The organism is Dactylosporangium cerinum, from assembly GCF_042653625.1.
GTDB classification, from domain to species: domain Bacteria; phylum Actinomycetota; class Actinomycetes; order Mycobacteriales; family Micromonosporaceae; genus Dactylosporangium; species Dactylosporangium cerinum.
This window is the reverse complement of sequence record NZ_JBHSIU010000068.1, coordinates 114649-128256: the sequence shown is the minus strand read 5'-3', so window position 1 is coordinate 128256 and position 13608 is coordinate 114649. Positions and strand designations below refer to the sequence as shown.

At 72.9% G+C, this 13608-nt stretch carries 13 protein-coding genes; 10 read left to right on the top strand and 3 right to left on the bottom strand.

Going from position 1 to position 13608, the window contains the following annotated elements; genetic code table 11:
* Positions 1-4 precede the first annotated feature (4 nt).
* Positions 5-2311 carry a putative bifunctional diguanylate cyclase/phosphodiesterase gene (locus ACFPIJ_RS45745; RefSeq protein WP_380125667.1) on the bottom strand — a complete coding sequence of 769 codons (2307 nt, stop codon included), beginning with the start codon at positions 2309-2311 and terminating at the stop codon, positions 5-7.
* 85 nt (positions 2312-2396) lie between these two features.
* Between ACFPIJ_RS45745 and ileS the strand changes: the two genes are divergently transcribed.
* On the top strand, positions 2397-5519 hold the full coding sequence (gene ileS / locus ACFPIJ_RS45740) for an isoleucine--tRNA ligase (protein ID WP_380125665.1): 3123 nt from the start codon (positions 2397-2399) through the stop codon (positions 5517-5519).
* 70 nt (positions 5520-5589) lie between these two features.
* Here the strand turns inward: ileS and ACFPIJ_RS45735 are convergent, their stop codons facing one another.
* Complete coding sequence (locus ACFPIJ_RS45735; protein WP_380125663.1) at positions 5590-5901, bottom strand: hypothetical protein; 312 nt, start codon at positions 5899-5901, stop codon at positions 5590-5592.
* A 112-nt stretch (positions 5902-6013) separates the two neighbouring features.
* On the opposite strand from ACFPIJ_RS45735, the gene ACFPIJ_RS45730 reads away from it, so the two are divergent.
* Genes ACFPIJ_RS45730 through ACFPIJ_RS45690 form a run of 9 tightly spaced genes read left to right on the top strand, consistent with a single transcriptional unit; the run spans position 6014 to position 12205 of the window.
* Positions 6014-6682 (top strand): NAD(P)-dependent oxidoreductase, encoded by a 669-nt coding sequence (locus ACFPIJ_RS45730; protein WP_380125661.1) that lies wholly within the window; start codon positions 6014-6016, stop codon positions 6680-6682.
* Positions 6683-6697: 15 nt separating this feature from the next.
* On the top strand, positions 6698-7177 hold the full coding sequence (locus tag ACFPIJ_RS45725; protein WP_380125659.1) for an anthrone oxygenase family protein: 480 nt from the start codon (positions 6698-6700) through the stop codon (positions 7175-7177).
* Positions 7178-7207: 30 nt separating this feature from the next.
* Entirely contained in the window at positions 7208-7993 is a 786-nt protein-coding gene (locus ACFPIJ_RS45720; protein ID WP_380125657.1) for a hypothetical protein, read from the top strand.
* 22 nt (positions 7994-8015) lie between these two features.
* Complete coding sequence (locus tag ACFPIJ_RS45715) at positions 8016-8672, top strand: response regulator transcription factor (RefSeq protein ID WP_380125655.1); 657 nt, start codon at positions 8016-8018, stop codon at positions 8670-8672.
* The gene (locus ACFPIJ_RS45710) at positions 8672-10012 is read left to right on the top strand and encodes a sensor histidine kinase (protein ID WP_380125653.1); all 1341 of its coding nucleotides are present in this window, start codon (positions 8672-8674) and stop codon (positions 10010-10012) included. The genes ACFPIJ_RS45715 and ACFPIJ_RS45710 overlap by 1 nt, the downstream gene beginning before the upstream one ends.
* Before the next feature lie 45 nt (positions 10013-10057).
* Positions 10058-10402, top strand: coding sequence for a hypothetical protein (locus tag ACFPIJ_RS45705; protein WP_380125651.1), 345 nt, complete (start codon positions 10058-10060; stop codon positions 10400-10402).
* Positions 10395-11411, top strand: coding sequence for a hypothetical protein (locus ACFPIJ_RS45700; protein ID WP_380125649.1), 1017 nt, complete (start codon positions 10395-10397; stop codon positions 11409-11411). The genes ACFPIJ_RS45705 and ACFPIJ_RS45700 overlap by 8 nt, the downstream gene beginning before the upstream one ends.
* Positions 11412-11438: 27 nt before the next feature.
* Entirely contained in the window at positions 11439-11831 is a 393-nt protein-coding gene (locus ACFPIJ_RS45695) for a MarR family winged helix-turn-helix transcriptional regulator (RefSeq protein WP_380125647.1), read from the top strand.
* Positions 11828-12205 (top strand): hypothetical protein, encoded by a 378-nt coding sequence (locus ACFPIJ_RS45690; protein ID WP_380125645.1) that lies wholly within the window; start codon positions 11828-11830, stop codon positions 12203-12205. The genes ACFPIJ_RS45695 and ACFPIJ_RS45690 overlap by 4 nt, the downstream gene beginning before the upstream one ends.
* Here the strand turns inward: ACFPIJ_RS45690 and ACFPIJ_RS45685 are convergent.
* Entirely contained in the window at positions 12149-13585 is a 1437-nt protein-coding gene (locus tag ACFPIJ_RS45685; protein WP_380125643.1) for an MFS transporter, read from the bottom strand. The two genes, ACFPIJ_RS45690 and ACFPIJ_RS45685, sit on opposite strands and share 57 nt — an antisense overlap.
* Positions 13586-13608: the final 23 nt, after the last annotated feature.

Genomic DNA, 13608 nt, shown 5'->3' with positions numbered 1-13608 from the left:
GTGATCATATCGACGAACGGCGGCCTATGAGTACCGGTGCGGACAGTGCCGCGACGTCGTGTGGCGCCAACGGTCGTGCGTACAGGTAGCCCTGCCCGAAGCGGTACCCGAGGCCGCGCAGCATCCGCGCCTGCGCCTCGGTCTCGATGCCCTCGGCGACCGCGGACAGCTCCAGCGCCTGCGCCATGCGGATGACGGCGGTCGCGACGGCCTCCTGCCGGGCGACGGTGGTGATTCCGTCGACGAACGTGCGGTCCAGTTTCAGCGATGTCACCGGGCACGTCAGCAGCAGCCCCAGCGACGACGCAGCGGTGCCGAAGTCGTCCAGGGCGAGCTTGACCCGCAGCCCGCGCAGCGCGTGGAGGGCCGCGATCGCCTCGGCCCGGTCCAGGACGGCGGTCTCGGTCACCTCCAGGGTGAGCCGCCGCGCGTCGAGGCCGGCGTCGTCGAGGGCGGCGACGACGTCGGCGACGAACTGCGGGTCGGTCAGCTGCCGGCCGGCGACGTTGACGCTGACCGACTGCGGTGCGTCGTCGCCGAGGTCGCGCAGCCACCGTGCCTGCTGCCGGCACGCCTCCCGCAGCACCCAGCGGCCGAGCGCCACGATCAGGCCGGTCTGCTCCGCGGCCGGGATGAAGTCGCACGGCGGCACCACCCCGCGCTCCGGGTGTCGCCACCGCACGAGGGCCTCGGTGGCGGTGGTCCGCCCGTCGTCGAGGCGCACGATCGGCTGGTACAGCAGGAACAGCTGGCCCAGTTCGATCGCGTCGCGCAGCTGGGCGCCGAGTTCGGCGTGCGCGACGATCCGGGTCGTCATGCCGGGCACGTAGACGAAGTGGCCGCCCTTGCCGCGTTCCTTCGCCGCGTACATGGCGAGGTCGGCGTTGCGCAGCAGCGTGTCGAGCCGGTCGCCGGAGGCGGAGGTGGCGACGCCGACCGAGGCGTGCACGAGCAGGTCGTGGCCGGCGGTGTGGATGGGGGTGCCGAGGGTGTCGCGGATGCGCCCGGCCACGTCGACGGCGTGCGCGTCGTCGACGTCGTGCAGCAGCATCGCGAACTCGTCGCCACCGAGCCGGGCGACCACGTCGTCGTGGCGCACCGCCCGCCGCAGCCGCTCGGCGACGGTGATGAGGACCTCGTCGCCGACGGCGTGGCCGAGCGTGTCGTTGATGAGTTTGAAGTCGTCGAGGTCGATGAGCAGCACCGCGACCGGCCGGGTGGCGGTGGTGAGGGCCGCGTCGAGCAGCTCGGTGAAGTGCGCCCGGTTCACCAGCGTGGTGAGCGCGTCATGGCTGGCCTGGTAGCGCAGCCGCTGCTCGTGCCGGCGGACCGAGGTGAGCAGCTGCGCGTTGTCGCGCAGCGCGACCAGCTGGCGCAGCCCGACGACGGCGCTGACCGCGATCGCGCCGGTGGCGACGGGTCCGACGCCGGCGTGGTCACCGTAGGCGACGGCGGCGAGCAGCAGCGACGTGGCGGCGACGGCGAAGTACGGCAGCTTGCTGTAGGCGCGGGTGCGCGCAGCGGCGGCCGGCTCCGGAACCGGCCGGGTCTGCGCGTGCGCGGCGCACGCCACCAGCAGCGCCTCGAACAGCGTGATCATCGGCTGGAGGCCCACCAGCCGCGGCGAGGCGATCAGCGGCGACACGGCCGAGCCGAGCCCGCCGGCGAGGATCGCCGAGGCGAGCAGCCGCATCGAGCGGGGGCTGATCGGGCCGCTGCCGAGCAGGACCACCTTCATCACCGCGACCAGGGCGACCAGGCAGGTCGTGGCCAGCATCAGCAGGCCCAGCGCGAGCCGCACGTCGGTGTGCCGCTCGACCATCGGCCGCAGCGCCAGGTGCCAGAGGAACAGGGCGGTGGTGATGAGCACCGTCAGCCCGTCCAGCCCGAGCCGGACCCATTCGCCCCGGGACTGGGCCCGCACGGGCAGCCGCAGCAGTGCGTACATCGCCAGCCCGATGCCCAGCACGAGCGCCGGCGCCGACACCTGGATGATCCGCAGGGCGTTCGGCGTGTCCGGGTTGAGCCTCGCCTGGCCCATGATCGTCGCGCCGATCCCGGTCAGCAGGATGCACACGGTCAGCTGCCGCCAGAACCGGGCCCCGCCCGGGCCCAGTCCCGGCGTGCGGGCCGCGGCCAGCGCCGTCAGCGCGGCCAGCCCCATTGCCGCCGGCACCAGCAGCAACGCCAGCACCTTCGGCACCGGCACCCCCACCGCGTACGCGCTCGCCCAGGCGGCCTCGGTGAGCAGGCACCCGGCGACCGCACCGACGAGCCGCCGCGACGACGGCAGGCGCAACGCAGCCGGCACCCGTACCTCCTCCTGTGATCTTCCGGTAGCTCATCGGCAACGCCCGCCCGGAAGTGAGCGGAGGTGCCGGGTAGCATTGCCGGACATGTACCGCCCCGTGCCCGCCCAGGTGGACCTGGCCGCTCTCGACCATGACGTGCTGCGCTTCTGGGAGAGCGGCGACGTCTTCACCCGCAGCCTCGAGCAGTCCCGTGGCCGGCCGGAGTGGGTCTTCTACGAGGGGCCGCCGACCGCGAACGGCATGCCCGGCGCGCACCACATCGAGGCGCGGGTGTTCAAGGACGTGTTCCCGCGGTACCGGACGATGAAGGGCTTCCACGTCGAGCGCAAGGCCGGCTGGGACTGCCACGGCCTGCCGGTGGAGCTGGCGGTGGAGAAGGAGCTCGGCTTCACCGGCAAGCAGGACATCGAGGACTACGGCATCGCCGCGTTCAACGCGAAGTGCCGCGAGTCGGTGACCCGGCACACCGACGCGTTCGCCGAGCTCACCCACCGCATGGGCTACTGGGTCGACATGGACGACGCGTACCGCACGATGGACGCGCCCTACATCGAGTCCGTCTGGTGGTCGCTCAAGCAGATCTTCGACAAGGGCCTGCTGGTCGAGGACTTCCGGGTCGCGCCGTGGTGCCCGCGGGACCAGACCGCGCTGTCCGACCACGAGCTCGCCCAGGGCTACGAGACCGACGTGGACCCGTCGGTGTTCGTCCGGTTCCCGCTCACCTCCGGCCCCCTCGCCGGCCGGGTCGCGCTGCTGGTGTGGACGACCACGCCGTGGACCCTGGTGTCCAACACGGCCGTCGCCGTGAACCCCGACGTCACCTATGTGGTCGCCACCGACGGCACCGAGCAGCTGCTGCTCGCCGAGCCCCTGGTCGCGCCGGTGCTGGGGGAGGGGTGGACGCTCACGGGTGAGTCGTTCACCGGCAAGGAGCTGGAACGCTGGACCTACCGGCCGCCGTTCGACCTGGTCGAGGTCCCCGACGCGCACATCGTCATCCTCGCCTCCTACGTCACCACCGACAGCGGCACGGGCCTGGTCCACCAGTCGCCGGCGTTCGGCGCCGACGACCTCGCCAGCTGCCGGGCGTACGGCCTGCCGATGATCAACCCGGTGCGCCGCGACGGCACGTTCGAGGCCGGGATCCCGCTGGTCGGCGGGTTGTTCTTCCGCACCGCGAACACCCCGCTCGTCGATGACCTCCGGCAGCGTGGCCTGCTGTTCCGGCACGTGCCCTACGAGCACAGCTACCCGCACTGCTGGCGCTGCCACACCGCGCTGATCTACTACGCGCAGCCGTCGTGGTACGTGCGGACCACCGCGATCCGGGACGACCTGCTCCGCGAGAACGAGCGCACCAACTGGCAGCCGGAGAGCGTCAAGCACGGCCGGTACGGTGACTGGCTGGTCAACAACGTCGACTGGGCGCTGTCCCGGCAACGCTACTGGGGCACCCCGCTGCCGATCTGGCGCTGCCCCGAGGATCACCTCACCTGCATCGGCTCGCTGGCCGAGCTCGGCGAGCGGGCCGGCCGGGACCTGACGGACCTCGACCCGCACCGGCCGTTCATCGACGAGATCACCTTCGCCTGCCACTGCGGCGCGACCGCGACCCGGGTCCCCGACGTCATCGACGCCTGGTACGACTCAGGCGCGATGCCGTTCGCGCAGTTCGGGTACCCGTACCGCAACGCCGATCTGTTCGCGAAGCGCTTCCCGGCGCAGTTCATCTCCGAGGCGATCGACCAGACCCGCGGCTGGTTCTACACGCTGATGGCCGTCAGCACCCTCGTCTTCGGCCGCAACTCGTATGAGAACGTGGTCTGCCTCGGCCACATCCTCGCCGAGGACGGCCGCAAGATGTCCAAGCACCTCGGCAACATCCTCGAACCGATCCCGCTGCTCGACCTGCACGGCGCCGACGCCGTCCGCTGGTTCATGGCCGCCGTCGGCTCACCCTGGTCGGCGCGCCGGGTCGGGCACACCACGCTGCAGGAGGTCGTCCGCAAGACCCTCCTGACCTACTGGAACACGGTCGCGTTCCAGGCCCTGTACGGCCGCACCGCCGGCTGGACCCCGTCCCCGTCGGACCCTTTGCCGGCCGACCGGCCCGTCATGGACCGTTGGGTGCTGTCCGAGCTGCACACGCTGGTCGGCAAGGTCGACGCCGCGATGGACGCGTTCGACACCCACGAGACCGGCAAGCTCCTCGCCGCGTTCGTCGACGACCTGTCCAACTGGTACGTGCGCCGCAGCCGCCGCCGCTTCTGGCGCGGCGACCCGGCCGCCCTCGCCACCCTGCACGAGGTCGTGTCGACGGTGACGCTGCTGCTCGCCCCGATCGTCCCGTTCATCACCGAACGGGTCTGGCAGGACATCATCGTGCCCGTTTCGCCGGACGCGCCGGCGTCGGTGCACCTGGCGACCTATCCGGCCGTCGACGCCGCGCTGGTCGACCCGGCGCTGTCGGCGCAGATGGCCGTCGCCCGCCGCCTCGTGGAGCTCGGCCGGGCCGCCCGCGCCGACTCCGGCATCCGCGTCCGGCAGCCGCTGTCGCGGGCCCTCGCCTCGGCGGCCGGGTTCGACAAGCTGCCCGCCGACCTGCTGGCGGAGATCGCGTCGGAGCTCAACGTCGGCTCGGTCGTCCCCGTCGACGCCGCCGGGTCGTCACTGGTCGACGCGACCGCGAAGGCCAACTTCCGGGCCCTCGGCAAGCGGTTCGGCAAGGGCGTCCAGGACGTCGCCAAGGTCATCGCCGCCGCCGACGCCCTGGCCCTGCGCGACGCGCTGCGCGACACCGGCACCGCGACGGTCGTCGTGGCCGGCGAACCGGTCGAACTGACCCCGGACGAGGTCTTCATCACCGAGACCCCGCGGGAGGGCTGGACGGTCGCCGCCGACTCGGGCGCGACCCTCGCCCTGGACCTGCGGCTCACCCCGGAGCTGGAGCGGGCCGGCCTGGCCCGCGACGCCGTCCGGCAGATCCAGGAGGCCCGCAAGTCCAGCGGCCTCGACGTCGTCGACCGGATCGAGCTGCGGTTCACCACGACCCGTGACGACACCGCGCTCGCCCTGACCGAGCACCGCGACCTGGTCACCGACGACGTCCTCGCCACCGCCTACGCAGAGGGCGAGCCGACCTGGCCGGACGCCACCGCCTTCACCGACGAGTCACTCGGCCTGACGTTCTGGCTCCGCAAGGCCTGACCCGTCCCGCCGCTGTCCTGCGCGTTCAGGACGGCGGCGTTCAGCACGGCCGCGTTCAGCACGGCCGCGGTCAGGACAGCGGCGCCCGGTAGAGCACCTCGACGTACACGATCCTGCCGTCGACGACGTCGAGGACGAGGTACCCGGCCCACGGCGGCCCGAGCCACACGTTGCGGTGCCCGGGGCCGTACGGTTTTCCCGTCCGCGGCGCGGTGTGGAAGCTCTGGCAGAAGTCGTCCCCGCACGGGCACATCTGCACGACGCGCAGCCGCTTGGACGACCGCCGCAGCCGCTTCTCACCGGCCCGTCGCAGCGCCGCGTAGAGCTCGGCCGAGAACGTCGGCCATCGCTCCCGCACCAGCTGCGCCCGCTCAACACCCACGCGCGGATCGTATCCGGCTGCTCGCATGTTACGTAACTCATATTGTCAGAGTCTCGAACTCATTTAATATGGAACTCGTATCGTACGGAACGTGGACAGGCAGGAGCAGGGCATGAGACTCGTCATCTTCGCCGCGACCGGGGGCATCGGCCGGCATCTGCTCGAACAGGCCCTCGCCGCGGGTCACGACGTCACCGCCGTGGCCCGGAACCCGAGGAGCCTGCCGGCCGGGGTGCGGACCGTCACCGCCGACCTCGCCGATCCGGACCCGGCGGCGCTCGCGGCCGCGGTCGAGGGCGCTGACGCGGTCCTGTCCGGCCTCGGCCCGCGCAACCCGAGGTCCGACGCGGGCATCACCTCGCGCGGCACCCGTGCCATCGTGGCGGCGATGCAGGCGGGCCACGTCCGGCGCATCGTCGTGGTCAGCGCCGCACCGGTCGGCACCGTGGCGTCACCCGGCCGCCCGAACCCGCCGAAACACGATCCCGGCGACGGGTTCTTCATGCGGCACCTGGGCGCCCGGATCGCCAACACCCTGTTCCGCGCGCACTACGCCGACCTTGCGCTGATGGAGGACGCCCTCGCCGGCAGCGGCCTGGACTGGACCGTCTCACGACCGCCGAAGCTGACCGACAAGCCCATGACCGGCGTGTACCGGACGGCGTTCGGGCAGAACATCCGCGGCGGCTTCTCCGTCTCGCGCGCCGACGTCGCCCACCACATGCTCCGCATGCTCGATCAACCCGGGACGATCAAGCAGATCGTCGGCATCGCCCACTAGCGGACGGGAACCAGCATGACGAACAGTCCGACCGGCACCATCGCGCGCTTTGCGGGCCTGCTCTTCGGTGGGCTCTTCACCGGCTTCCTCGTCACGGTCCTCGTCCTCGAGTCGACGCTGCGAAGCGCCGACGGCCCGGTGTACACCCAGGTCCGCCAGGTCGAGCTGGACCGGCTGGACAACCTCGCCTCCGCCACCCTCATCCCGGCCCTGATCGCCGCGGCGGTCCTCGTCGCGTCCGCGGTCCGCAACCGGCGGCGCGTGCTCTGGCCGGCGCTGGCCCTCGTCCTGCTGATGAGCGTCGTGGCGACGACGCTCGTGTTCAACGTCCCGATCAACACCGATCAGCTGGCCTGGAACGTGCAGGCACCCCCGGCGGACTGGGCGGGCGTCCGCGACCGCTGGCAGCTCGCCCATGCCGTGCGGACCGGCGCGGCCGTGCTCGCGTTCGGATGCCTGATCGCGGCGACCACCCGTCAGACGCCGCCGTCCTGACCGCTCGCTTCGCTCTGCAATCATCGAGGCATGTCGAGCCTTGCGGTGGCGGGCGTGGTGGCGGTGGCTGCCGTGGTGCTGTGGACGGTGCTCGCCGTCCGGCTGCGCCGCACCATCGACGCCGACCGCAGGGCCGCGGCCGCGTACCTGCCCGGGGTCGAGTTCGACCCGTATCACGCGCACGCCGTGCAATCCGGCTGGCCCGGCACGACCGGGTACGCCGCGACCGGCACGAAGGCGCTGGCGCTCTCCGCCCTGGACCAGGCCGCGCTCAGTGCGCTCCTGGTCGACGGCCTGATCACCATCGACAGCGACGGCATGATGACGGTGACGGCGCTCGCCGCCGACCCGCCGCACCTCCACCCGGCCGTCGTCGCGTGGCTGGAGTGCCTCCAGCGTGCCGAACGCCCGGCCGCCTGGTCGGAGCTGCACCAGGACCCCGAGCTGCGCCAGGCGCTGGCGACGTTCCTCGAGGAGCAGGGCGCCCCGCTGGAGCACTGGAACCGGACCCGGTCCAACAGCATCGGTTGCTCCGCCTATCTGACCGCGGTGCTGCTCGGCTACTTCTATGCCGCCCTGTTCGCGTTCTCCGTGCGGGACGGGATCCTCGGCAACCTGTTCCTGACCGTCACCCTCGGGACCCTGCTCGCCTTCGGGTTCGTGGTGGCCATCGTCAACTACTTCCCGGACCGCCCCAACCTGCTTCACGAACACTGCGCCGGCCTGCCGCGACACCCCGCCACCGTGGCACTCGACCACACCCGGCTCAGGCACCTGCGCGCCGGCGGCCAGTACCAGCCGGTGCCCGAATCGTGAAACAGGCCTTACGATGCGTGCCGTGGTGCACGTGCTGGTGGTCGACGACGATCCGCCCCTCGCGGACTCGCTGCGCCGTGCGCTCGTCTACGGCGGCTACCGGGTCACCGTCGCCGCGACCGGTCCCGCGGCGCTGGACGCCGTCGCGGCGGAGCGGCCCGACCTGGTCGTGCTCGACCGGATGCTGCCGGGGCTCGACGGGGTCGGGGTGTGCCGGCGGCTGCGGGCGGCCGACCGGGACCTGCCGGTGCTCATGCTCACCGCCCGCGACGCCACCGCCGACCGGGTCGAGGGCCTCGACGCCGGCGCCGACGACTACCTCGTCAAGCCGTTCGACTACGACGAGCTCCTGGCCCGGGTGCGGGCGCTGCTGCGGCGGACCCGCCCGGCGCGGCTCGAGTTCCAGGACGTGTGGCTGGACCCGGCCGCGCACGAGTGCCGCCGCGGCGACGTCACGCTCGACCTGACCGCCCTGGAGTTCCGGCTCCTCGAACACTTCCTCACCCACCCGCGGCAGGTGCTGAGCCGGGCGCAGCTGCTCGACGCGGTGTGGGGCATCGACTTCGCCACCGCCAGCAACGTCGTCGACGTGTACGTCGGCTATCTGCGGGCGAAGCTCGGCGAGCCGCGGCTGCTGCACACGATCCGCGGCGTCGGCTACGTCCTCAAGGGGCCGTGATGTCGATCAGGCTGCGGATCACGCTGTTCGGGCTCGGCGTCGCCGGGGCCGTCCTCGGGCTGTTCTGCGCCGCCGTGTATCTGCTGCTGGCCGCCGGTGCCGCCGCCGGCCAGGACACCGCCCTCGCGGCCCGCGCCGACGCGGTCGCGGCGTCCCTGACCGTCCTGCCGGCCGCCGCGCAGAGCCCGGCCCCGGCGGCGGTCGACGTGCGGACCAGTGCCGACATCTTCGTGCTGCTCGTCGACCCGCAGGGGCGCGTCCTGTTCAGCACCGGCACTCTCGATGGCGGTTTCCCGTCGGTACCGGCGGCGGCGCTGACCGATCCCAAGTCCACTGTGGACATCGGGGTGCCGGTGCGGGTCGCGGTGCGGCAGGCCGCCGGCGGGCACGTGATCGCGGCGCAGCCGACCCGGAAGGTCACCGACGACCGGCGTGGGTTGTTCGTGCTGGTCTGCGTCTACGCGGTGCTCGCGCTCGCCGCGGCCGCCGGCGCGACCTGGCTCGTCACCGGCCGGGCGCTGCGACCGCTGCGGCAGCTGACCGGGCACGTGGAGCAGATCGGGCGGGAGCAGGACTTCAGCCGGCGGCTGCCGCCGGTGCCGGTCCGCGACGACGTGGGCAGGCTCACCGCCGCATTCAACGCGATGATGGAACGCCTGCAGGGCAGCTACGCCGCGCAGCGGCGGTTCGTCGCCGACGCGTCGCACGAGCTGCGCACGCCGCTGACCACGATCCGCAACAACGCCGGGTTCCTGCAACGGCATCCGGACGCGGCGCCCGAGGACGTGGCCGCCGCAGTGCGGGACATCGCCGGGGAGAGCGCCCGGATGAGCCGGCTCGTCGAGCACCTGCTGACCCTCGCCCGGTCCGACGCGTCGCGGCTCGAGCTGGCCCCGGTCGACCTGGGTGCGCTCGTCGCCGACGTGTGCCGGCAGGCGGAGGCGCAGCACCCCGACCGGACGTTCCACCGGGCGATCACGCCCGCGCCGCCGGTGCACGGGTCGGTCGACGCGCTCACCCAGCTGGTGTGGATCCTGCTCGACAACGCCGTGAAGTACTCCGCGGCCGGCGGCAACGTGTGGGTGACCGTGACGCAGCGCGGCGACCGCGCCCAGCTCAACGTCACCGACGACGGCACCGGCATCCCTCCCGGCGCCGAACGGCGGATCTTCGAGCGGTTCCACCGCGGCGACGAGGCCCGCACCGGCCCCGGCGCCGGGCTCGGCCTGGCCATTGCACTGTCCATCGTGGACGAACATGGCGGCACGATCGTCGCGGCCAACAACGCCACCGGCGGCGCGTCGTTCGTCGCGGACCTGCCGCTCTCATCGTCTTCTTAACCTGCGCTCATCGACCGCTCATCGGGCGGGGCGACGCTGGTCGGCATGGCCGTGGTGCGGGGACTGCTCGTGCTGCAGGGTGCGTTCGGGCTCACCGGCACCCTCGGCGTGCTCACGCTGATGGGGTTCAACCCCCTCTACGCGGTCGTGCCGGTCGTGCACGCCGCGCTGCTCATGACGCTCGGCGCGCTGCTGCGGCGGCACCGGTGGGCGCTCGTCACCGTCATCGTCGTCGAGGTCCTCGCCGTCGCCGGCTGGGAGCTGCAGCTGCTGCTCGGGCTGCTGCCGCAGCTGGACTTCACCGTCAACCTCACCGGCCTGCTCACCACCCTGGCGTTGCCGGTGACGGTGCTGGTCCTGTGCGCGAGCCGGGTGACCGCGCGTGCGTGACTTCTGGCTCGGCATCGCCCCCGAGCACCGCGTCGGCCTGCTGTGCCTCCTCGCGGCGCCGCTGCTGCTCGTGCAGCTCCGCGCCTGGCGGGCCGCGGCCGCCGAGGTCCGGTGGTGCTCGGGCCTGCTCGGCACCCTCGCCGTGGTCCACCTGGGACTGCCGGTGTGGTTCGGGTCGGTGCTGTCGGCGGGTCTGTTCGGATGGCTGGCCGTGCGGTGCGTCGCCGGCCGGTCGTGGCGGGTCCAGGCCGGGTTCCTCGTGACGGCGCAGCTGCTGCTGTTCGTCGCCGCGGCCGGTGTACGGGCGGTGACTCCCGACCAGGTCGGCCTGACCGTCGCGGCCCTGGAACTGGCGCTGCTGTCCGTGTCGTGCCGGCGGGCCCTCGCCCGGGTCGGGACGGTGGCGCTCGTGGTCGTGTTCGGCACCGCGATGTGGGTCGTGTCGATCGCCGGGCACGATCACGACGGTGTCGACCGCATCCAGGCCGGCACCGTGCAGCGCCCGGCCGGGCCGGACTCGACCGCGGTCCAGCGGGCCGCGGCCCGGGACCTCGCCGCGCAGGTCCGCGCGTCCACCGCCCGCTACGCGACCCTGGCGGCGGCGGAGGCCGACGGGTACCGTGCCACCGGCCCGCGGACCGGCCTGCAGGTGCACTTCGAGCACAAGGGGCACCAGAACGACGACCGGATCCTCGACCCGGAGGCGCCGGAGCAGCTCGTCTACGCCGTCCGCGGCGACCGCACCCGCCTGCTCGGTGTGGTGTTCCAGGTGCCGGTCGCCGGCGACCGGGGGCCCGCGATCGGCGGCGCCGACACCCGGTGGCACGCCCACGACGTGTGCGTCAGCCTGCTGCCGCTCGGGTTCGGCGTGGTGTCGCCGTTCGGCTCGTGCCCGGGGCTCACGTTCGCCACGACGCTGCCGGAGATGATCCACGTGTGGGTGGTGGACCCGCCGGGCGGCCCGTACGCCGCCCACGTCGACGACGCCTGGATTACCGCCTTGCCGTGATACTACGGATCCGTATAATCCGAAATCGTGATACTTGAGCTGCAGCGTGCCACGCACGCCACCCTGCAGGTCCTCTCGGCCCGGCTGGTCGACCTGGACCTGACCCCGTCGGAGCTCAACGCCCTCGGCAACCTCGCCGACGGCACCGGGCGCACCGTCTCCGAGCTCGGCGCCGCCGTCGGCAGCCGGCCCACCACCCTCACCGGCGTCCTCGACCGGCTCGAACGCCGCGGCCTCATCACCCGCGGCGCCCGCCCCGGCGACCGGCGGGCCGTCCTCATCACGCTCACCGATGACGGTGTGGCCACCGCCGCCGTCATCACCCGCGCCATCGCCGACCTCGAGGCGGAGACCCTCGCCGGGCTGCCCGCCTCCGCCGTCGAGGGCGCCCTCGCGGTCCTGCGGGCGCTGACGCGATGACCTTCGAGACGCTCTTCGCCGAGGTGGTCGGCGACACCGGCCGGTTCGGGCACCGCGAGCACGTCCACGTCACCTGGCTGGCCGTGCGGCGCTACGGCACCGCCGAGGCCGTCGAGGTGATCAGCGACGGCATCCGCCGCACCGCCCGGTATGCCGGCGCACCGCAGAAGTACCACGCCACGATCAGCCGGGCCTGGGTCGAGCTCGTCGCCTGCCACGCGGGCGAGGAGGACGACTTCGACGCCCTCCTCGCCCGCTACCCGGACCTGCTCGACAAGCGGCTGCTGACCCACTTCTACCGCAGCGGCACGCTCGCCTCAGTGGCCGCCAGAAACGGCTGGGTCGAGCCCGACCTGCGCCCGATCCCCGGCTGAGGCCGGATTCTGTCCGGCCGGACGGCGGACGAACAGCAGCACCAGTACACCTGCCGCCAATGCGACAACTCCGGCCACGAGCAACGTCTGGTCCAGCGCGTCGGCGACCCCGGCGCGCGGGTCCCGGTGCGCGGCGAGACGGTGGCTGAACACCGCCCCGAACACGGCGACGCCGAGCGCGAACCCGAGCTGGCGGAACGTGTTGACCGCGCCGCTGGCCATGCCGCTGCGCTCCGGCGGCGCCGAGGCGAGGGCCGCCGAGGCGAGGACCGGCAGCACCATGGCCACCCCGACACCGGCCACGATCAGGCCCGGGATGAGCGCCGTGCCGGGGCTGGTCGCGGTGAGCCGGGCCTGCAGCAGGTCGCCGGCGCCGACGAGCAGCAGCCCCAGCCCGATCGTCCACCGTGGGGCGACCCGCTGCAGCAGCCGCCCGCCGAACGCGGCGACGACGAACGCCGCGACGCTCATCGGCAGCGCGCCGAGCAGGCCCGCGTCGACCGGGCCCTTGCCGAGGAACTGCTGCAGCCAGACGGTGACGAACGGCAGGTACGCGAACGCCGCCGCCTGCGCGAGCACCGCCGCCACCATCAGGGTGCTGAACGACGTGCTCCGGAACAGTCGCAGGTCCAGCATCGGGTGGTCGGTGGCCCGTTCGACGAGCACGAACACCAGCAGCGCCGCCGCGGAGATCCCGAACGCGGCCAGGGTCGACGCCGCGGTCCAGCCGGCCTCACCGCCGCGGATGAGAGCGTAGGTGACCGCGGCCGCGCTGATCGTGAACGCGACGGTGCCGGGGAGGTCGAAGCGGGTCTTCGTGTCGTGCCCCTTCGACTCGGTGACCCCACGGACCGTGAACCACACCGCGAGGAGACTGACCGGCAGGTTCACCAGGAAGATCCAGCGCCAGCCGAGGTGCTCGGTGAGCAGCCCGCCGACGATCGGCCCGGCCGCCGCGGCGGCGCCGTTGACCGCACCCCACACGCCGAACGCGACGCCGCGGTCCTTGCCGCTGTACGTGACGTTCAGCAGTGCCACCGTCGTGGCGAACATCGCGGCCCCGCCGAAACCCTGCAGGAAGCGTGCCGCGACCAGCACCCCGGCGTCGTTCGCGACCGCGCACAGCAACGACGCCGCGGCGAACACCACGGTCCCGGCCAGGTACATCCGGCGCCGGCCGTGCCGGTCGGCGAGGGCACCCGCGCCGAGCAGCAGCGCCGCGAGCGCCAGGGCGTAGCCGTCGAGGACCCACTGCAGCCCGTCGAGCGAGGCGTGCAGGTCGCCGGCGATCGCCGGCAGCGCCACCGTCACGATCGTGACGTCGACGAGGAGCATGAACGTGCCGATCGACACGGCGATCAGCGGGGACCATTTGCGCATGCCGACGAGCATGGGGCACCGCT

What these genes read in the sequence shown, in the direction of transcription:
- ileS (WP_380125665.1), top strand. Translation starts at nt 2,397, where the DNA reads ATGTACCGCCCCGTGCCCGCCCAGGTGGACCTGGCCGCTCTCGACCAT.
- ACFPIJ_RS45730 (WP_380125661.1), top strand. Translation starts at nt 6,014, where the DNA reads ATGAGACTCGTCATCTTCGCCGCGACCGGGGGCATCGGCCGGCATCTG.
- ACFPIJ_RS45725 (WP_380125659.1), top strand. Translation starts at nt 6,698, where the DNA reads ATGACGAACAGTCCGACCGGCACCATCGCGCGCTTTGCGGGCCTGCTC.
- ACFPIJ_RS45720 (WP_380125657.1), top strand. Translation starts at nt 7,208, where the DNA reads ATGTCGAGCCTTGCGGTGGCGGGCGTGGTGGCGGTGGCTGCCGTGGTG.
- ACFPIJ_RS45710 (WP_380125653.1), top strand. Translation starts at nt 8,672, where the DNA reads ATGTCGATCAGGCTGCGGATCACGCTGTTCGGGCTCGGCGTCGCCGGG.
- ACFPIJ_RS45705 (WP_380125651.1), top strand. Translation starts at nt 10,058, where the DNA reads ATGGCCGTGGTGCGGGGACTGCTCGTGCTGCAGGGTGCGTTCGGGCTC.
- ACFPIJ_RS45690 (WP_380125645.1), top strand. Translation starts at nt 11,828, where the DNA reads ATGACCTTCGAGACGCTCTTCGCCGAGGTGGTCGGCGACACCGGCCGG.
- ACFPIJ_RS45685 (WP_380125643.1), bottom strand. Translation starts at nt 13,585, where the DNA reads ATGCGCAAATGGTCCCCGCTGATCGCCGTGTCGATCGGCACGTTCATG.